An 18,006-nucleotide genomic window follows, 5' to 3' on the forward strand; every position below is an offset into this window, starting at 1 on the left:
CGTCAGCCTCTCAGGGCCCGATCCAAGGACGAACGAGAATTGCGGCTCCCGACAGGGCCCCGGAAATTTCTTGATGTCTGGGAGGTCCGGTCGCTCGCGACCGGGAACTCGATCGCAATCATTTCCTCTTCAGTTGCTGCAGATAGGCACCCAGTCGATCAAGGCTATCGTCCCAGAAACGCCGATAGTCTCGCAGGTGTCCGGCGAGTTCATTCATCTGTGTCGTCTTGATCCGTTGAAGCCCGACGCTTGCCTTTCGCGCGGCGAGAAAGCGTTCCCAGGGCGAGATACTGTCATCGCTCATATTGCCGCCCTCCCTGCGACAACGGCCGCCCTCAGGCAAGCTGGACAGCATATCGCCGCTCAGCCGTATCTATATTTAACCTACCAGTTAATAATAATGTCAAGCGCCGGCATCACGACACCGTGCCACCGGCAGTCATAAATTCAACAAAACGTCAGAAGAGACAGGCAGCTGCAATCAATCTCGGGCTTCCTTTTCTCTGGGCGAATACCCATCTTCCGCGCTCCCGCCAGCCGACAGAATGAAAAATCCGGACCTGATGAAAAATCAAAACAATGGAACGGCGGGCGAAGATGCCTGCGACGGCGAACTGCCTTACCTGCCTTTTCTCGAAGCCATGCGGCCTCTGACCGGAAAATGGAAGATCGAGATCATGTGGGCGCTGGCTCAAAAAACCCACCGCTTCGGCGAGCTGCGCCGCGCGCTTCCCGGCATTACCCAACATATGCTCGCACAGCAGCTGCGCGATCTGGAAGCGGACGGGCTGGTCAAGCGCACTGCGCATGCTGTCGTTCCGCCGCGCGTAGAATATGAAATCACCGAAGCGGCCTACGGCCTGAAACCGGTATTCAAGGCATTCATCGCATGGTCGGAGCAATATGGTCCGATCGCACGCCGGCAAAAGGCGTGGGACGAAAAGATGATGCCGGAAAGTTGGCAAGCGCCGCCGCCTGCCTAGATCGAGATGCGCCCGCTTTTGGAGCTCCGGGGTATGTTGAGATTCGGGTCAGGGCGAGCCGAGAATGGCGGTTTTCGAGAACCGGAACGGAGCGTACATTTGAGTACGTGAGTACCGGAAGCGCAGAAAACTGCCGTTCGCAGGCCGCCATCACCCGAAGATCAATATACCCTATCCGAATTTTCCGGTCCGCGGGAACCCCTTCGGCACCATGCGGCCGGCGGCGGCGCGGTTGCCCAGCCATTCGGTCAGTTCCTCGCGCGTCCGCACGAATGTGCGCTCGGCCGAATCCTGCCAGGACAGTCCGCTCTCCATCGCAAACAGCTTGATATCGAGCACGCCGCCATCCTTGTAGCGCTGCAGGCGAACACCCTTGCCGCGCGTCATTTCCGGGATTTCCGAAAGCGGGAACACCAGCATCTTGCGATTATCACCGACGACCGCGACATGGTCGCCAGCCACCGGCACGCAACGCTTGGCCTCATCCGGCGACTTGACGTTCATCACCTGCTTGCCCTTGCGGGTGTTGGCGACGACTTCCGCCTCCGGCACCACGAAACCGTTGCCGTCATGCGAGACGAGCAGCAGCCTGCGCTTGGGATCGTGGACGAAGGCGGTGACGATGTCCTGGTCGTTGTCCATGTCGACGATGATGCGGATCGGCTCGCCGTGGCCGCGCCCGCCCGGCAGCCTGTCGGCGCCGATCGTGTAGAACTTGCCGCCGGTGGTGAAGACCAGGATCTTGTCGGTGGTCTGGGCATGGAAGGCGAGCTTCAGGCCGTCACCTTCCTTGAAGGTGAAGAGCGAGTGGTCGTTGAGATGACCCTTCATCGCCCTCAGCCAGCCCTTTTCCGAGACGACGACCGTTACCGGCTCCTTCTCGATCATGGCGTGGTGGATGTCGCTCAGATCGTGGTCCGGCGCTTCCGCAAAGGTCGTGCGGCGCTTGCCGAGCGCTTCGTTTTCTTCGGGGCCAAAATCGCGGCGAACCTTGTGCACCTGCCAGGCGATCGTCTTCCACTGCTTGGCGTCGGATACCAGCAGCGACTCGATTTCCGATTTCTCGGCGCTGAGCCCGTCGAATTCCTTGCGGATCTCGATTTCTTCCAGCTTGCGCAAGGCACGCAGCCGCATGTTGAGGATCGCTTCGGCCTGCACGTCGGTAAGCGCCCAGCGGGCCATCATCACCTGCTTGGGCTCATCCTCCTCGCGGATGATGCGGATCACCTCGTCGAGATTGAGATAGGCGATCAGGTAGCCGGCGAGGATTTCCAGCCGGCGCTCGATCTCGGCAAGACGGTGCTTCGAGCGGCGCACCAGAACTTCCTTGCGGTGCTCCAGCCATTCGCGAAGAATGGTCTTCAGCGACAGCACGTTCGGCACCTTGCCGCGCGACAGCACGTTCATGTTGAGCGGGAAGCGGCTTTCGAGCTCGGTCAGCTTGAACAGCGATTCCATCAGCAACGCCGGGTCGACAGACCGGCTCTTCGGCACCAGAACGAGGCGAATGTCCTCGGCGCTTTCGTCGCGCACGTCTTCGAGCAGCGGCAGTTTGCGGGCGATCAGCAGTTCGGCGATCTTCTCGATCAGCCGCGCCTTCTGCACCTGATAGGGAATTTCGGTGACGACGATGTTCCAGGTGCCGCGGCCCTGATCCTCGACCGAATAGCGGGCGCGAACGCGGAAGCCGCCACGGCCCGTCTCATAAGCCTCGAGGATCGATGCGCGGCCGTCGATGATGATGCCGCCGGTCGGGAAATCCGGCCCCTGCACCAGCCCGTCGCCGGGCTCCTTGCTCATCAGGTCCTCGACCGAGGCGTCGGGATTGTCGATCAGCAGCAGGGCCGCCGTGCAGAGCTCGGCTGCATTGTGCGGCGGGATCGAGGTGGCCATGCCGACGGCGATGCCCGACGAACCGTTGGCGAGAAGATTCGGGAAAGCGCCCGGCAGAACGACCGGTTCTTCGTCTTCCTCATTGTAGGTCGGGCGATAGTCGACGGCATCCTCGGTGATGCCTTCAAGAAGTGCGGTCGACACCTCGGTCATGCGCGCTTCGGTGTAGCGCATGGCGGCGGCGTTATCGCCGTCGATATTGCCGAAATTGCCCTGCCCGTCGACCAGCGGATAACGAACGGCGAAATCCTGCGCGAGGCGCACCAGCGCATCATAGATCGACTGGTCGCCATGCGGGTGGAACTTGCCCATCACCTCGCCGACGATGCGCGCGCATTTGGCAAAACCCTGGTCGGGATTGAGCCGCAGCAGCCGCATTGCATGCATGATGCGGCGATGAACGGGCTTCAGCCCGTCGCGCACATCCGGCAAGGCACGGTTCATGATGGTCGACAGCGCGTATGAAAGATATCGGTCTTCCAGCGCCTTCTTCAGATCAACCGGTTCTATGTTGTCGCCGCCGCCGGCACCTGGCGGTAAGAGCCCTTTTCCCATGGCTTTCGACTATCCGAAGGGGTGATTCGCGGCAAGAGCCTGATGGTCAAGCCCCGAACTTTCGAAATCGCACGCCTATTAGCTGATACTAACCTTCAATTGCGCAGCGATCTTCCAATTGCCTTTTGCACGCATTTTTGAGCATGGTGTGCCGAAGTCGCCATTTTCCGGTCGGGTTCTTCGCAGACAGGAATGGCGGCACGGAATCATTCCAGTTTCAGGAAACATACAATGACGATCCACCGTCCGCTTTTTTACAAACTCGCTTTTTCCACCATTCTGTTCACCCTGCCCCTGCACGGCGCCTACGCACAGGACGCCAATGCCGTTGCCGAGCGTTTCAAGGAATTGCTGGCCGCCCAGAGCGTCGACCTGAAGTGGTCCTCGGTCAGCGGTGACGCCTCCAAAATGGTGTTCGACGGCGTGACCTTCAGCGCACCGGGCGAAAAGGAGCCATTCCCGATCGGCAAGCTGACTTTCGAAGGCGTGACCGAGGAAAACGGCGGCTACAAGGTCGATACGGTGAGCACCGAGCCCTACCACGTCACCGAAGACAAGGCAGTCATCGACGTCAGCACCATGACGTTCTCGGGCGTGAAGCTTCCGGCTGCCAATGCGGCCGACCCGCTGGCATCGCTGCTGATGTATGATTCGGCCCAGATCGCCAGCGTCGGCGTCAAGGTTGCCGACAAGCAGGTCTTTTCGCTTTCCAACATGAACATCGAAGTGACCCCACCCGTCGACGACAAGCCGATGGAATTCACCGGTTCGGCTGAAAAGTTCACGGCCGACCTTACGGCCGTCGAGGATCCCCAGTCGAAAGTCATCATCGACGGCCTCGGCTACCAGAACATCAGCGGCAACCTGGAAATGGCCGGTTCCTGGCAGCCCTCCGATGGCCGCATGGCGCTGTCCCAGTACGATATCACGGTCGATAACGCCGGCACGCTCGGCATGAAGTTCGACTTCGGCGGATACACGCTGGCCTTCGTAAAATCGCTTCAGGACATGCAGAAGAAGATGGCCGATCAGCCGGCCGGCGCCGACAATTCCACGCAGGGCCTCGCCATGCTCGGCCTGATGCAGCAGCTCACCTTCCATGGCGCCAACATCCGCTTCGACGACGATTCTCTGACCGGCAAGGTTCTCGCCTATGTCGCCAAGCAGCAGAGCATGCAGCCGAAGGACATCGCCAACCAGGCCAAGGCGATCGTTCCCTTCCTGACCGCCCAGCTCAACAACCCCGAACTGTCCGGCCAGATCACGGCTGCGGTCAACAAGTTCCTCGACGATCCGAAGAGCCTGGCGATCACTGCGGCACCCGCCTCGCCTGTGCCGTTCGCAATGATCGCCGCCGGCGCAATGTCGGCGCCGACGGAACTGCCCAAGACGCTCGGCGTCACCGTTACGGCCAACGAGTAATTCGCCTGTTCGAGCCGATCGAAAACGAAAAAGCCCGGCGATGCCGGGCTTTTTATTGAGTCGTACGAGTGTGTTAGGCCCGGCGCTTAAGCCTCTTTCTTGGGCGCCGCCGCACGCAATTCCAGCTCGCGAAGCTGCTGCGGCGTTGCCGGAGACGGCGCACCCATCAACAGGTCGAAGGCCTGCTGGTTCATCGGGAACATCGTGACTTCGCGCAGGTTCTTCGCACCGACCAGCAACATGACCACGCGGTCGATGCCGGCCGCCATGCCGCCATGCGGCGGCGCGCCATACTGGAAGGCGCGATAGAGGCCGCCGAAGCGATCCTCGACCGTCTGGCGATCGAGGCCGACCATCTCGAAAGCTTTCACCATCGTTTCCGGCAGGTGGTTGCGGATGCCGCCCGAGGCGATCTCGAAGCCGTTGCAGACCATGTCGTACTGGAAAGCCTTGATGCCGAGCGGTTCTGCGCCATTCAGCGCATCGATACCACCCTGCGGCATGGAGAACGGGTTGTGCGCGAAGTCGACGCGCTTCTCGTCCTCGTTCCATTCGAAAAACGGGAAATCGACGATCCAACAGAGCTCGAAACGGTCGCGGTCGACGAGGTTCAGTTCCTCACCGGCGCGCGTGCGGGCAGCACCTGCGAAAGAAACGAACTTCTTCGGATCACCCGCAACGAAGAACGCCGCATCGCCATCCCCAAGGCCAAGCTGCTGGCGGATGGCCTCAGTGCGTTCCTCGCCGATGTTTTTTGCCAGCGGGCCTGCGCCTTCGAGCTTATCGCCCTCCTTACGCCAGAAGATATAGCCGAGCCCCGGCTGGCCCTCGCCCTGCGCCCAGCTATTCATGCGGTCGCAGAAAGCGCGGGAGCCGCCGGTCTTGGCCGGAATGCCCCAGACCTCGGCCTTCGCATCGTTGGCCAGAATGCCGGCGAACACCTTGAAGCCCGAGCCACGGAAATGCTCGGAAACATTGTCCATAACGATCGGGTTGCGCAGGTCCGGCTTGTCGGAACCGTATTTGCGCATCGCGACATCGTAAGGAATGCGCGGGAACTCCTGCGTCACCGGCTTGCCGTTGGCGAAGGTCTCGAAGACGCCACGCATCACCGGTTCCATGGTCGACAGAACGTCGTCCTGCTCAACAAAGCTCATTTCGAGGTCGAGCTGGTAGAATTCGCCTGGCAGGCGGTCGGCGCGCGGGTCTTCGTCGCGGAAGCAGGGCGCGATCTGGAAGTAACGGTCGAAGCCCGACACCATGATCAGTTGCTTGTACTGCTGCGGCGCCTGCGGCAGCGCGTAGAAATTGCCGGGATGGATGCGGCTCGGCACGAGGAAGTCGCGCGCGCCTTCGGGGCTAGAGGCCGTCAGGATCGGCGTCGAATATTCGGTGAAGCCCGATTCGTCCATGCGCTTGCGCATTTCGGCGATGATCTTCGTGCGCTGGACGATGTTTTTGTGCAGCGTGTCGCGGCGCAGGTCGATGAAGCGATACTTCAGGCGGATGTCTTCGGGGTAATCCGGCTCGCCGAACACCGGCAGCGGCAATTCCTTGGCTGCTGAAAGCACTTCGATCTCGCGGGCGAAAACCTCGATCTCTCCGGTTGGCAGGTTCGCATTGACCGTCTCGGCCATGCGCGCCTTGACCTCGCCATCGACGCGGATCACCCATTCGCCGCGAACGGTCTCGGCGATCTTGAAGGCAGGCGAATCCGGGTCGGCGACGATCTGTGTCAGGCCGTAATGGTCGCGTATGTCGATGAACAGCAGGCCGCCATGGTCGCGGACGCGATGGACCCAGCCGGAAAGGCGGACGCTCGATCCGACGTCGGATTTCCTCAACTGAGCGCAGGTATGGCTGCGGTAACGGTGCATGGTCAAATTTCCGGTCCGGGATGTTGGCGTGATCAGGCCGGCGCATTTTTGCCGCCGGCTCCAAAATTCGCGCGAAAAGCGCATGCGAGCCCGGTTTTGTCAAGGCAATGCCGCGTTTTGGTCCAATGGCTGTCGGGTTTGCCGCTGGCAATCGCCAGGGCGATGGTCCACTACTGATACCTCACCGCCAGACTGAAAGCCTGATGTCTTCCATACGCCCGCTGATACCCCTGCTCATTGCCGCCGGCATTCTCCTCGGCGGCAACGGCCTTCAGGGCACGCTGATTGCGCTCCGCGGCGCCCAGGAAGGCTTTTCAGCCTCGACCATCGGCTTCATGGGCACGTCCTATTTTGCCGGCTTTCTTCTTGGCTGCATCGCCATCACCCGCATCATGAAGGCGGTCGGCCATGTCCGCTCCTTCTCCGCACTGGCGGCGATCGCTTCGGCCGGCACGCTTATGCTGGTTCTGGTCATCGACCCGATCATGTGGTCGGTGATCCGGTTTGCCACGGGCTTCTGCTTTGCCGGCCTGTTCACGATCATGGAAAGCTGGCTGAACTCCGGCGTGCAGAATCACGATCGCGCCCGCGTGCTGGCGCTTTATCGCATCATCGATATCGGCTCGGTCACAGGCGCACAGTTCATGATTCCCGTCTTCGGCGCCGGCGGCTTCACCATCTTCGCCATCATGTCGATCATGATCACGCTGTCGCTGGTGCCTGTATCGCTGGGCGACCGCTCGAACCCAAAAGCGCCGGAAGACGTGAAGCTCGATCTGGCGCGGGTGTGGCGCATCTCGCCGCTCGGCTGCATCGGCTGCATTGCCGTCGGTGTCACCAACAGCGCCTTCCGAACGCTTTCACCCGTCTATGCCGAAGAGATCGGCATGTCGGTCGCCGACGTCGTCACCTTCATCAGTGTCGGCATCATCGGCGGCGCGCTGATCCAGTATCCGCTCGGCTATCTCTCCGACCGCTGGGACCGGCGCAAGGTGCTCCTGCTCACCACCTGCTGCGCGATGCTGTCGGCGCTGGCCATCGTTTTTCTGGCCGGAAACGCCGTCATCGCCAATTTCGCCTTCGTCTTCGTGTTCGGCTCCTTCGCCATGCCATTGTTTTCGCTTTCCGCGGCCCATGCCAACGACCGCGCCGGCAAGGGCGAGTTCGTTCTCGTCAATGCCGCGCTGATGCTTTTCTATTCCTTCGGCGCCATCGGCGGACCGCTGGCGGCGTCAACGGTGATGCAATATTTCGGGCCGCATTCGCTATTCAGCTTCACGGCGGCGATCTATGCGATTTTCATCCTGATCACGCTTTACCGGATGGGTGTCCGCTCGCCCGTTCCGGCCAACCACCGTGGCCGCTTCACCGCACTTTTGCGAACATCGACGATTTTTGCCCGGCTTGCCCGCCGCAACGGCGATACACCCAAATCGGGTAAGGACGAATGAGCCACAACGCTTGACGAAAGCGTCTGGGACTGAAAGGAAATGTCGTTGCTTTTTAGGTCAAAGAAATTTCATGCATGTCATAACGACCCAGCAAGAACTTGAAACCGCCGTTGCGGCGTTGGAAAAGTCCGCTTTCGTCACCGTCGACACCGAGTTCATCCGCGAAACCACCTTCTGGCCGGAACTCTGCCTGATCCAGATGGCCGCTCCCGGCGTCACCGCGCTGGTCGATCCGCTGTCGCCGGGCATCGATCTCAAACCGTTTTTCGCACTGATGGCAAATGAGGCGGTGATCAAGGTTTTCCACGCCGCCCGGCAGGATATCGAAATCATCTTCCATCTCGGCGGGCTTATCCCCCACCCGGTGTTCGATACGCAGGTAGCGGCGATGGTCTGCGGCTTCGGCGACAGCGTCTCCTACGACCAGCTCGTGCAGAAGATCACCGGGACCCATCTCGACAAATCCTCGCGTTTCACCGACTGGCGCCACCGTCCGCTGTCGGAAAAGCAGCTCACCTACGCGCTGGCCGACGTCACCCATCTGATCGACGTCTACCAGCACCTCCAGGCGCAACTCGAGCGCGACAACCGCGCCCACTGGCTGAACGAGGAAATGGAGGTGCTGACCTCCCGCGAGACCTACGATCCGCATCCAGACGATGCCTGGAAGCGCCTCAAGATGCGCCTGCGCAAGCCTGTCGAGCTCGCCGTGGTGCAGGCGGTTGCCGCATGGCGCGAGCGCGAGGCGCGCGAACGCAACGTGCCGCGCGGGCGCGTGCTGAAGGACGATGCCATCTACGAGATCGCCCAGCAGCAGCCGCGCGACGCGACCGCGCTTTCCCGCCTGCGCACCGTGCCGAAAGGCTGGGAACGGTCTTCCACCGCAACGACGCTTCTCGAAATCGTCAACGCAGCCCTCACCATCCCCAAGGAACAGATGCCGCGGCTGCCCAAGGTCATCCAGGCGCCCGAAGGCACGAGTGCGGCTGCCGAACTGCTGAAGGTTCTGCTGCGGCAGGTGGCCGAAAAGGAAGGCGTGGCTGCCAAGGTCCTCGCCTCAAGCGATGACATCGACCGCCTTGCCGCGGACGGCGAAGAAGCCGACGTGCCGGCCATGCATGGCTGGCGGCGCGAAGTGTTCGGCGACATCGCCGTACGCCTGGTGCGCGGCGAACTCGCGCTCAAATTCGACAGCAAGAAGATTACGGTGTTCGAGCTGTAATAGAAAACGCGATGGTGAGCATGTTGCCCTAGACAACCGCCAGCAGGTGCAGCGCAAACCAGATCCAGAGTGCCGCCAGCGCGACGAAACCGACTGAGAATGCCGGCTGGCGATATCGAATGCGATTGCCCGTCAGATGCACCCACGCATGCACATAGCGTGAAATGGCGAACAGCCAAGCCAGTGCTACCGGCACATAGGCGACGCCGCTGGTAACGAACAGAGCCAGACAGACGACGTGGAACAGAACCGGAAGCTCGAACTGGTTCATCAAATTGTTCGCGGCAGTGGCGCTGCTTGACGGCTCGTCCGTGCGGCCACGGAATTGCGAGGTCTTCGCCTCGCCCGACTGCACCGCGTGGTAGCGCCGCTTACCCACGACCGCATAGACGATGTAGACCAGCACCACATGGGCAATGACCGGCCAGAAGATTGCCGTCGGATTCATGGTCGCGCCTGCCTTTCCGGAACGAACAACCTCAGTTCTCTTTCTGGCCTGCCAGAAACAGCGCGGCAATGACAATGATCGGAATGGTGCCGAGTGCGAATTTCGCAACGATCAGGCCAGCCGCAAGCGAAAGCGTATCCGGGTTGGCCGCGATCGGATCCGAAAGCACGCGTGCGACGGCCAGGTTCTGGGCGTAATCTGCGACCGTGTATGGCAGCACCATACCGAGCGCGAAGCTGCAACGTGCGTTTTCAGACAGTGCCGAAAAGCGCCGAAGCCGATTTCCGGCGGCCAGAATCAGGCTGACCAGCGTTGCGGAAAACAATGCCGGAAACAGAAGGTCGAACGTCAGATAGTGCCAGACGAGGATATTCTCGCTGCCGCGCCGTCCCAGTGCCGTCACCCACTCCATGCCTTCATCGGGCGTAAAGCCGAAATAGCGCATGTCGAGAGACGGCAGCCCACCGCTCAGGCCGCGGAAATAGAAGAATTCCAGCAGTGTCATTGCGGCAAAAACACATGCCGAGGCAACGCAGAGCGCCCCGGCATGCCGTGCCAGTCTGGCAACCATCTGCTTCAGAAGCCGCCGGGGTAGTTCGGGCTTTCGCGCGTGATCGTCACGTCATGGGTGTGGCTTTCACGTAGGCCCGCATTGGAGATGCGCACGAAGGTGGCGCGCTCGCGGAAATCTGCGAGATCGCGGCCGCCGACGTAGCCCATCGCAGCCTTGAGGCCGCCGGCAAGCTGATGCAGCACGCCCGAGACCGGTCCCTTGTACGGCACCTGACCTTCGATGCCCTCGGGAACCAGCTTCAGCGTGTCGCGCACTTCGGCCTGGAAGTAGCGATCGGCCGAGCCGCGCGCCATGGCGCCGACCGAGCCCATGCCGCGATAGGCTTTGAACGAGCGGCCCTGATAGAGATAGACCTCGCCGGGGCTTTCGTCGGTGCCGGCCAGCAGCGAGCCGACCATCGCCGCACTGGCGCCGGCGGCCAGCGCCTTGGCCAGATCGCCGGAATATTTGATGCCGCCATCGGCAATGACCGACACGCCGGATTTATAGGCCGTCTCAACCGCCGACATGATGGCCGACAATTGCGGAACACCGACGCCGGCAACGATGCGCGTCGTGCAGATCGAGCCGGGGCCGATGCCGACCTTGACAGCATCCGCGCCGGCATCGATCAGCGCTTGCGTGCCCGCGGCAGTCGCGACATTGCCGGCCATGATGCGCACCGAATTCGAAAGCTTCTTCGCGCGGGTGACGGCGTCGAGAACGCGCTGCGAATGGCCGTGCGCGGTATCGATGACCAGCAGGTCGACGCCGGCATCGATCAGGCGTTCGGCGCGCTCGAAACCATCCTCGCCGACGCTGGTTGCAGCGGCAGCGCGTAGCCGGCCCTGCGAATCCTTGGTGGCATTCGGGTTGAGCTGCGACTTCTCGATATCCTTGACGGTGATAAGGCCGACGCAATTGCCGCTCTTGTCGACCACAACCAGCTTCTCGATGCGGTGCTGGTGCAGCAGCCGCTTGGCCTCGGTCTGATCGACGTTCTCCTTGACCGTGATCAGGTTTTCCCTGGTCATCAGCTCATAGACCTTCTGCGCCGGATCGGTGGCGAAACGCACGTCGCGATTGGTCAGGATGCCGACCAGCCGGCCGACGATCTGCCCGCCCGAGCCGCCGTTTTCGACCACCGGAATGCCGGAGATGCCGTGATTGCGCATCAGCGCCTGCGCATCGGCCAGCGTCGCATCCGGCCCAATCGTGACCGGATTGACGACCATGCCCGATTCGAACTTCTTGACCTGGCGTACCTGCTCGGCCTGCTCGGCAGGCGTGAAATTGCGGTGGATGACGCCGATACCGCCGGCCTGGGCCATGGCGATGGCGAGGCGCGATTCGGTCACCGTATCCATGGCTGCGGAAAGGATCGGAATGTTGAGTTCGATGTCGCCAGCGATGATGGTGCGGACGTCTGTCTCGCCCGGCATGACTTCCGAATGGCCGGGCTGCAGGAGCACGTCGTCAAAAGTAAGCGCCGTCGCGCCCGTCGCGGTTTCGATGATTTTTGCCATGGCCAGCCCTTGATGCGTTAAGCCAGCGCCGGCTCTGTCGAGCTGCGCAGACTCTTTCTTTCCCTTTCAGGATTGGCACGGGCTGGTAACACGTCTCGTCGCCGATGAAAAGTATGGGTCGTGCGGATTCGCTATCGTATCACCAGCTTCCCGCCGCAACAGTGCGACGGGAGAAGCGGGGCGCATGCGATCAATCGACCACCAGCACGGCCACCACTGCCGCGCAATCGCCCGGCTTGACCAGACCGGGAAAATGCCGGGCAGTGAGGATGCCGGAAAGCTTTGCCTTGATCTCAGCCGGCGCCTGTCCGGTGCGGCCAACCGGATAGATGCGGGCGACCACCTGCCCCGCCTCAACCGCGTCGCCCAGATCGACAACAGGCTCGATCATGCCTTCATCTTGCGCGAAGGAAAAACAATCGCCGGACGGCATGTCGAGCCCTTGCGTCGGCTGGCTGTCGACCGCACCGCCAACGATGCCGGCATGGCGCAACACATTGAGCGTGCCGCGTTTGGCGATCCGAACTGTTTCAGCGCGCGAGGTGCCGCCGCCGCCGAGCTCGGTGGTGACGAAGATCTTGCCCATTTCCTCGGCGGCGGTGTCGTACATGCCGACCGCATCGATCTCCAGCATGCGCATGGAGAAAGGCGCGGAAAATGCCTTCACAGCCGCAAATGCCTGCTCTTCCTGCTTCTTGTCGGGAAGGATGTGGGCGGCGCAGAACGGAACGAAATCAAGCGTTTTGCCGCCAGAATGAAAGTCGAGCACGATATCGGCGCGCGGCAGCAATTCGCGCTGGAAATAGTCGGCGATCTTTTCCGTCACCGTGCCGTCCGGGCGACCGGGAAAGCTGCGGTTCATGTTGCCCTTGTCGATCGGCGATGTGCGCGTGCCGGCGCGGAAGGCCGGATAGTTCATCGCCGGCACGATGATGACCGTGCCGGAAACGTCTTTCACATCGAGCGTCCGGGCGAGATCGAACAGCGCGATCGGCCCCTCGTATTCGTCGCCGTGGTTACCGCCAGTCAGCAGTGCCGTCGGCCCGCTACCGTTCTTCACCACCGTCAGCGGGATCATCACCGAACCCCAAGCGGAATCGTCACGGCTGTAGGGCAGCCGCAGGAAGCCGTGCTGGACGCCGGGCTTGTCGAAGTCGACGGTGGGCGTGATCGGTGAGGGGCGCGGATTTGCCATGAGCATCGACCTTTAGTCCTTCACGAAAAGCTGGCGCGGCACGTTGGACAGGCATTCAACGCCGGTTTCGGTGATCAGGATGCTTTCGGTGATTTCCAGCCCCATCGTTTCCAGCCACAGGCCGGTCATGAAATGGAAAGTCATGCCGGGCTTCAGCTCGGTCTTGTCGCCGGGGCGCAGGCTCATCGTGCGCTCGCCCCAATCCGGCGGATAGGAAAGCCCGATGGAGTAGCCGGTGCGGTTGTCCTTGACGATGCCGTATTTCTTCAGCACCGCGAAGAAGGCATTGGCGATGTCCTCGCAGGTGTTGCCGGGCTTTGCTGCAGCAAGGCCGGCCTCCATGCCCTCCAGCGTCGCCTTCTCGGCATCGAGGAATTCCTGCGTCGGCTTGCCGAGAAAAACGGTGCGCGACAGCGGCAGGTGATAGCGATTGTAGCAGCCGGCGATCTCGAAGAAGGTGCCCTCGCCGCTCTTCATCGGCTTGTCGTCCCAGGTCAGGTGCGGCGCGGACGCATCGGCGCCTGACGGCAGCAGCGGCACGATCGCCGGATAGTCGCCGCCGATGCCGTCGACGCCGCGCGTGCCGGCGTCATAGATCTCGGCGACCAGATCGCATTTGCGCATGCCGACCTCGATCTTGTCGACGATGCGCTGGTGCATGGCCTCGACGATGCGCCCGGCCTTGCGCATATAGTCGATCTCCTGCGTGCTCTTGATCGCGCGCTGCCAGTTGACCAGCGCTGTCGTGTCGACGAAACGGGCATTCGGCAGATGCTTCTGCAACGCGGCGTAAGCGGCGGCCGAAAACCAGTAATTGTCCATCTCGACGCCGATGGTGAGCTTGTCCCAGCCGCGCGACGTAAGCGTTTCGGACAGGAAGTCCATCGGATGGCGCTCGGTCGACTGCACGTAATGGTCGGCGTAACCGACGATGTTGTCATGCGCGAGATAGGCGGTGCGCTTGGCGCCGTTGGCGTCCTGCCCGCGACCGTACCAGACCGGCTCGCCCTGCGGCGGAACGATGACCGCCTGATGCACATAGAACGACCAGCCATCATAACCGGTCAGCCACGCCATGTTCGAGGGATCGCTGACGATCAGCAGGTCGACGCCCTTGGCTTCCATGGCGCGCCGCGTCTTGGCGAGGCGATCCGCATATTCGCCGCGAGAAAATTTCAGGTTTGGTCCGGTCATTCTCTGTCGTTTCCTCGTGTTTTTGGGCCGATGGCCAAAATCAGCTTTCGAATGTGGTGCCGGCACCTGCCGCCTTGGCGCGGTCGCTTGCCAGCCTGGCGATGGCCGTGTCCTGCACGCCGGTGCCGGTCAGGTCGGCGACGGTGATGTCACGCCCGGTGCTGCGGCCCGGCTTCGCTTTCGCGATCACCTCGCCGAGTTCGGCAAAAGACGCCGTTTCCTCGACCAGTCCCGCCTTGATCGCATGGTACAGTTCGCCCAGCAGCCGCGTCTGGCTCAGCCTGTCGGCGACGTAGAGGTCGGCCTTGGTGATGATTGCGGGGTCGAGCTCGTTCTTGTGTTCCGAATCCGAGCCCATGGCGGTGATGTGCTGCCCCGGCTCCAGCCATTCGGCTTGCAGGATCGGACGATCGGAAGGTGTCGTGGTGACGATTATGTCGGCGCCGAGAACGGCTGTTTCGGCATCGGGTTCGGCGCGAACGACAATTCCAAGGCGTTCGGCAAATTGTTTGGCCGCGACCTCGGCCTTGCCCAGATTGCGCGCCCAGATGCGGACTTCCCTGATCGGGCGCACCAGCGTAAGTGCCTCGAGCTGCAAGCCAGCCTGCACGCCCGCACCAAAGATAGCGGCGATATGCGAATCTTCACGCGCCAGATGCTTCGCCGCAACCGCACCGGCGGCGGCGGTTCGAACATCTGTGAGATAACCATTGTCGAGCAGCAGCGCCTCGACCAGACCAGTCCGCGCCGAGAGCAGCACCATCATGCCGTTGAGGCTCGGCAGGCCGAGCTTGGGATTGTCGAAGAAACCGGGGCTGATCTTGATGGCGAAGCCGTCGATGCCCGGCACGTATGCCGTCTTCACGTCGACCTCGCCGCGATGCTCAGGAATGTCGAGCCGCAGGATCGGCGGCATGGCGACCGCTTTCGTCGCCAGCGCATGGAAAGCGTTTTCGACGCAGGCCACCGCTTCCAGATCGAGCGTGACGATCTTGCGCAGATCGGCTTCGGTGAGGATGGTCATGCGCGGCATGAGAGCACCTCGCGACCAGATTTGAGGCTGGAATCACCCCCCTCTGGCCTGCCGGCCATCTCCCCCTCAAGGGGGGAGATCAGCAGCTTCGTTGTCGTCCCTCTCCCGCCATCGCTGGTGATTGGCGAAAGCAGAAATGAAGGCTGATCTCCCCCCTTGAGGGGGAGATGGCCGGCAGGCCAGAGAGGGGTGAGCGCAGGAGCAGAATAGGTCATGCAGCCTCCCGTCCGTCGCGCCAGTTGCCGCAGACGATCCTACGATGCAAATCCATATCGATGTTGCGCCCCGACAAGACGAGAACTACCGGGCCGCTCGACTTAATCTTGCCAGCCAACAGCGCGCCGATGCCAACCGCTGCCGCCCCTTCGACGATCTCGCGCTCGACCGCGTAGGCGTGCCGGATTCCGGCTGCGATCTCGTCTTCGGACAGCAGCACCAGATCGTCGAGCAGGTCGCGGCACATCGCAAATGTCAGGCGGTTGTCGAGCCCAATGCCGCCGCCGAGCGAGTCGGCAAGGCTCTGCATTTCCTCGACCAGCACGGGCCGGCCGGCGTCGAAACTGGCCTTCATGGCCGCGCCTCGTTCCATCGAGACGCCGATGACTTTTATCGAAGGTTTGAGGCCCTTTACGGCAGCAGCGATGCCGGCTCCAAGCCCCCCGCCCGAAACCGGCACCACCACCGTCGCGGCATCCGGCACGTCGTCGAGCATTTCCAGCCCGATGGTTCCCTGACCCGCGATGACCGCCGAATGATTGAACGGCGGTACCATCACAAGTTGCCTTTCGGCCACCAGACGGTCAACCTCTTCTTGCGCGTCGTCCTGGGATTTTCCAACGATACGTATCTCGGCACCGAGCTTGCGGATTTCCTCGACCTTGTTCTGCGGCACCAGGCTGGACATGCAGATGATCGCGCGGAGGCCTTCCAGCGAGGCGGCATAGGCCAGCGCGCGGCCGTGGTTTCCGGTCGATGCCGCCACCACGCCGCGCTTTCTCTCGTCATCCGACAGCGATGCAATGGCGTTGGAGGCGCCGCGCAATTTGAACGCTCCGGTCGTCTGGCGATGTTCGAGCTTCAGGAAAACCGGCACACCGGCGATCTCCGACAGCGCCACGGACTGCACGGTGGGCGTGTGGACGACCTTGCCGGCGATGCGTGAACGCGCGGACTGGGTATCGTGAAGGGTCACAAAATCGGCCATGGCAAATCAGTCCGCCGCCAGTGGCATGGTCATCAGCCGGCCAAGCTCAGGGCGCGCCTTGCCGTCTCCGCACAGGCGCAGGCAGTTCCAGGCGCTGGCGAGATTGCTGGTAACGACAGGCCTGCCGATCGCGCGTTCGATTTCGGCAGCGACGCCCGCAGCCCGCAGCGCCGTGCAGGAAATGAAAAGGGCTTCCGCGCCCGGTGCGATGGCATCGCGCGCTAGCTCGATGAGCAGCGCCGGCGGTATCCGCGCCATCTCGCGATCGTCGTCGAAACCAAGGCAGGTGAAGTTGATGAGCTCAAAACCGTGGCTGGCGAAGTAAGCCGCCATCGGCCGGCTCGTCTCGACCGTATAAGGCGTCAGCACGCTGATTTTGCTGACGCCGAGCGCCCGCAGGCCGCGCACGCTGGCCAAGGTCGGCGTGACGACCGGCACACCCGGCTTTGCCGCCTGAATGGCCGCTGTTATTTCGTCGTCGCCGATCACCGCCGAGGCAGAGGTGCAGGAATAGCAGATCGCGTCGAGTTCCTCGCCCGGCAGGATCAGCCTTGCACCCTCGGTCAGCGACGGCTGCATCTTGCGCAGGTTTTCCGGCGTCGTCGGATTGGCGTAATCTATGCGGGCGACGTAGACGCCGATGCGCGGGCCGGCGACCATGCGCTGGAAGTCGACCTCCGATGTGTGGTCGGTGGCAAGCGCGATCAGGCCGACGCGCTTCGCCATCGGGCGATCGTCGAGCATCGGGCGCGCCTGGCTCATCCTGATTTCGGGCAATGGTTTCATGATCTTCAACCTATCCGCCCATACCGCCGTTCCAGCCAGCGCAAGGCGAAGACCGAGATCAGGCTGATGACAAGGAAGAATACACCGACCATGGTGATCGGCTCGACATAGCGGTAGCTGGAATTGGCGACGCTCTTGGCCTGGTTCATCAGCTCCAGCACAGTGATGGCCGAGAGCAGCGGCGTTTCCTTGAACATGGCGATGAAATAATTCGCCAGCGCCGGGATCATCGGCGGCAGAGCCTGCGGCAGGATGATCTGCGTCCAGGTCTGGCGCGCGCTCAGATTGCAGGCCTTCGCCGCCTCCCACTGGCCGCGCGGCACATTGTCAATGCCGGCGCGGTAAACCTCGGCGGTGTAAGTGCCGTAATGCAGCCCAAGCCCGATCACGCCCGCCACCATCGGCGACAGCGTGATGCCGATATCGGGCAGCACATAGAAGATGAAATAGAGCTGCACCAGCAGCGGCGTGCCGCGAATGAACTCGGCGAGAAAGCCGACCGGCCGCGACAGCAGCTTGTTCGGCGAGCGGCGCGCGAGCGCAATGCCGAGCCCGACGACTGCTGCCAGCACCGAGCCGAGCAGCGTTGCCAGAATCGTGATCTTCACGCCCTGGATAAGGGTCGGCATGATCTGCCAGACGAAATCCCAATCCCACTCCATGG

At 62.1% G+C, this 18,006-nt stretch carries 16 protein-coding genes; 4 read left to right on the plus strand and 12 right to left on the minus strand.

All coding sequences use genetic code 11. The annotated features are described in order from the left end of the window. Positions 1 to 118: 118 nt before the first annotated feature. Positions 119 to 304: a hypothetical protein gene (locus WBQ96_RS18455; RefSeq protein ID WP_336552889.1), complete on the minus strand. Its 186-nt coding sequence runs from the start codon at positions 302 to 304 to the stop codon at positions 119 to 121. Between the two features lie 337 nt (positions 305 to 641). On the opposite strand from WBQ96_RS18455, the gene WBQ96_RS18460 reads away from it, so the two are divergent. Beyond that, positions 642 to 983: a winged helix-turn-helix transcriptional regulator gene (locus WBQ96_RS18460; protein WP_336552945.1), complete on the plus strand. Its 342-nt coding sequence runs from the start codon at positions 642 to 644 to the stop codon at positions 981 to 983. Positions 984 to 1,154: 171 nt separating this feature from the next. Here WBQ96_RS18460 and parC read toward each other — a convergent pair whose 3' ends face one another. Continuing rightward, complete coding sequence (gene parC / locus WBQ96_RS18465) at positions 1,155 to 3,431, minus strand: DNA topoisomerase IV subunit A (protein ID WP_336552888.1); 2,277 nt, start codon at positions 3,429 to 3,431, stop codon at positions 1,155 to 1,157. Positions 3,432 to 3,662: 231 nt separating this feature from the next. Between parC and WBQ96_RS18470 the strand changes: the two genes are divergently transcribed. Then, positions 3,663 to 4,853, plus strand: coding sequence for a hypothetical protein (locus WBQ96_RS18470; protein WP_336552887.1), 1,191 nt, complete (start codon positions 3,663 to 3,665; stop codon positions 4,851 to 4,853). Positions 4,854 to 4,939: 86 nt separating this feature from the next. Here the strand turns inward: WBQ96_RS18470 and aspS are convergent, their stop codons facing one another. Further along, positions 4,940 to 6,730, minus strand: a complete 1,791-nt coding sequence (gene aspS, locus WBQ96_RS18475) for an aspartate--tRNA ligase (protein WP_336552886.1) — start codon at positions 6,728 to 6,730, stop codon at positions 4,940 to 4,942. Between the two features lie 203 nt (positions 6,731 to 6,933). Between aspS and WBQ96_RS18480 the strand changes: the two genes are divergently transcribed. Both WBQ96_RS18480 and rnd read left to right on the plus strand, forming a co-directional pair. Beyond that, positions 6,934 to 8,181, plus strand: a complete 1,248-nt coding sequence (locus WBQ96_RS18480; RefSeq protein ID WP_336552885.1) for an MFS transporter — start codon at positions 6,934 to 6,936, stop codon at positions 8,179 to 8,181. A 70-nt stretch (positions 8,182 to 8,251) separates the two neighbouring features. Then, positions 8,252 to 9,403, plus strand: coding sequence for a ribonuclease D (gene rnd / locus WBQ96_RS18485; RefSeq protein ID WP_336552884.1), 1,152 nt, complete (start codon positions 8,252 to 8,254; stop codon positions 9,401 to 9,403). A gap of 28 nt (positions 9,404 to 9,431) precedes the next feature. On the opposite strand, the gene WBQ96_RS18490 is transcribed toward rnd, so the two are convergent. From WBQ96_RS18490 to ehuD, 9 genes are all read right to left on the minus strand, one after another. Next, positions 9,432 to 9,851 (minus strand): MAPEG family protein, encoded by a 420-nt coding sequence (locus WBQ96_RS18490; RefSeq protein WP_336552883.1) that lies wholly within the window; start codon positions 9,849 to 9,851, stop codon positions 9,432 to 9,434. A gap of 31 nt (positions 9,852 to 9,882) precedes the next feature. Further along, on the minus strand, positions 9,883 to 10,422 hold the full coding sequence (locus tag WBQ96_RS18495) for a hypothetical protein (protein ID WP_336552882.1): 540 nt from the start codon (positions 10,420 to 10,422) through the stop codon (positions 9,883 to 9,885). 5 nt (positions 10,423 to 10,427) lie between these two features. Then, positions 10,428 to 11,930, minus strand: a complete 1,503-nt coding sequence (gene guaB, locus WBQ96_RS18500) for an IMP dehydrogenase (RefSeq protein WP_165120777.1) — start codon at positions 11,928 to 11,930, stop codon at positions 10,428 to 10,430. A 190-nt stretch (positions 11,931 to 12,120) separates the two neighbouring features. Beyond that, positions 12,121 to 13,125 (minus strand): N(2)-acetyl-L-2,4-diaminobutanoate deacetylase DoeB, encoded by a 1,005-nt coding sequence (doeB, locus tag WBQ96_RS18505; RefSeq protein WP_336552944.1) that lies wholly within the window; start codon positions 13,123 to 13,125, stop codon positions 12,121 to 12,123. Between the two features lie 12 nt (positions 13,126 to 13,137). Further along, positions 13,138 to 14,319, minus strand: a complete 1,182-nt coding sequence (doeA, locus tag WBQ96_RS18510) for an ectoine hydrolase DoeA (protein WP_336552881.1) — start codon at positions 14,317 to 14,319, stop codon at positions 13,138 to 13,140. 40 nt (positions 14,320 to 14,359) lie between these two features. Next, positions 14,360 to 15,352: an ectoine utilization protein EutC gene (gene eutC / locus WBQ96_RS18515; protein ID WP_336552880.1), complete on the minus strand. Its 993-nt coding sequence runs from the start codon at positions 15,350 to 15,352 to the stop codon at positions 14,360 to 14,362. 211 nt (positions 15,353 to 15,563) lie between these two features. After that, a complete protein-coding gene (gene eutB / locus WBQ96_RS18520; protein ID WP_336552879.1) occupies positions 15,564 to 16,556 on the minus strand; it encodes a hydroxyectoine utilization dehydratase EutB in 993 nt (330 codons plus the stop codon). 6 nt (positions 16,557 to 16,562) lie between these two features. Next, positions 16,563 to 17,342 carry an ectoine utilization protein EutA gene (gene eutA / locus WBQ96_RS18525; protein WP_336552878.1) on the minus strand — a complete coding sequence of 260 codons (780 nt, stop codon included), beginning with the start codon at positions 17,340 to 17,342 and terminating at the stop codon, positions 16,563 to 16,565. Between the two features lie 5 nt (positions 17,343 to 17,347). Continuing rightward, a complete protein-coding gene (gene ehuD / locus WBQ96_RS18530) occupies positions 17,348 to 18,004 on the minus strand; it encodes an ectoine/hydroxyectoine ABC transporter permease subunit EhuD (protein WP_165120783.1) in 657 nt (218 codons plus the stop codon). Positions 18,005 to 18,006: the final 2 nt, after the last annotated feature.

This window comes from Mesorhizobium sp. CCNWLY176, from assembly GCF_037153935.1.
In the GTDB taxonomy this organism is placed as follows: domain Bacteria; phylum Pseudomonadota; class Alphaproteobacteria; order Rhizobiales; family Rhizobiaceae; genus Mesorhizobium_M; species Mesorhizobium_M zhangyense.

What these genes read in the sequence shown, in the direction of transcription:
- WBQ96_RS18480 (WP_336552885.1), top strand. Translation starts at nt 6,934, where the DNA reads ATGTCTTCCATACGCCCGCTGATACCCCTGCTCATTGCCGCCGGCATT.
- WBQ96_RS18455 (WP_336552889.1), bottom strand. Translation starts at nt 304, where the DNA reads ATGAGCGATGACAGTATCTCGCCCTGGGAACGCTTTCTCGCCGCGCGA.
- ehuD (WP_165120783.1), bottom strand. Translation starts at nt 18,004, where the DNA reads ATGGAGTGGGATTGGGATTTCGTCTGGCAGATCATGCCGACCCTTATC.
- WBQ96_RS18470 (WP_336552887.1), top strand. Translation starts at nt 3,663, where the DNA reads ATGACGATCCACCGTCCGCTTTTTTACAAACTCGCTTTTTCCACCATT.
- eutC (WP_336552880.1), bottom strand. Translation starts at nt 15,352, where the DNA reads ATGCCGCGCATGACCATCCTCACCGAAGCCGATCTGCGCAAGATCGTC.
- rnd (WP_336552884.1), top strand. Translation starts at nt 8,252, where the DNA reads ATGCATGTCATAACGACCCAGCAAGAACTTGAAACCGCCGTTGCGGCG.
- doeA (WP_336552881.1), bottom strand. Translation starts at nt 14,319, where the DNA reads ATGACCGGACCAAACCTGAAATTTTCTCGCGGCGAATATGCGGATCGC.
- WBQ96_RS18460 (WP_336552945.1), top strand. Translation starts at nt 642, where the DNA reads ATGCGGCCTCTGACCGGAAAATGGAAGATCGAGATCATGTGGGCGCTG.
- WBQ96_RS18490 (WP_336552883.1), bottom strand. Translation starts at nt 9,851, where the DNA reads ATGAATCCGACGGCAATCTTCTGGCCGGTCATTGCCCATGTGGTGCTG.
- eutA (WP_336552878.1), bottom strand. Translation starts at nt 17,342, where the DNA reads ATGAAACCATTGCCCGAAATCAGGATGAGCCAGGCGCGCCCGATGCTC.
- doeB (WP_336552944.1), bottom strand. Translation starts at nt 13,125, where the DNA reads ATGGCAAATCCGCGCCCCTCACCGATCACGCCCACCGTCGACTTCGAC.
- aspS (WP_336552886.1), bottom strand. Translation starts at nt 6,730, where the DNA reads ATGCACCGTTACCGCAGCCATACCTGCGCTCAGTTGAGGAAATCCGAC.
- parC (WP_336552888.1), bottom strand. Translation starts at nt 3,431, where the DNA reads ATGGGAAAAGGGCTCTTACCGCCAGGTGCCGGCGGCGGCGACAACATA.
- WBQ96_RS18495 (WP_336552882.1), bottom strand. Translation starts at nt 10,422, where the DNA reads ATGGTTGCCAGACTGGCACGGCATGCCGGGGCGCTCTGCGTTGCCTCG.
- guaB (WP_165120777.1), bottom strand. Translation starts at nt 11,930, where the DNA reads ATGGCAAAAATCATCGAAACCGCGACGGGCGCGACGGCGCTTACTTTT.
- eutB (WP_336552879.1), bottom strand. Translation starts at nt 16,556, where the DNA reads ATGGCCGATTTTGTGACCCTTCACGATACCCAGTCCGCGCGTTCACGC.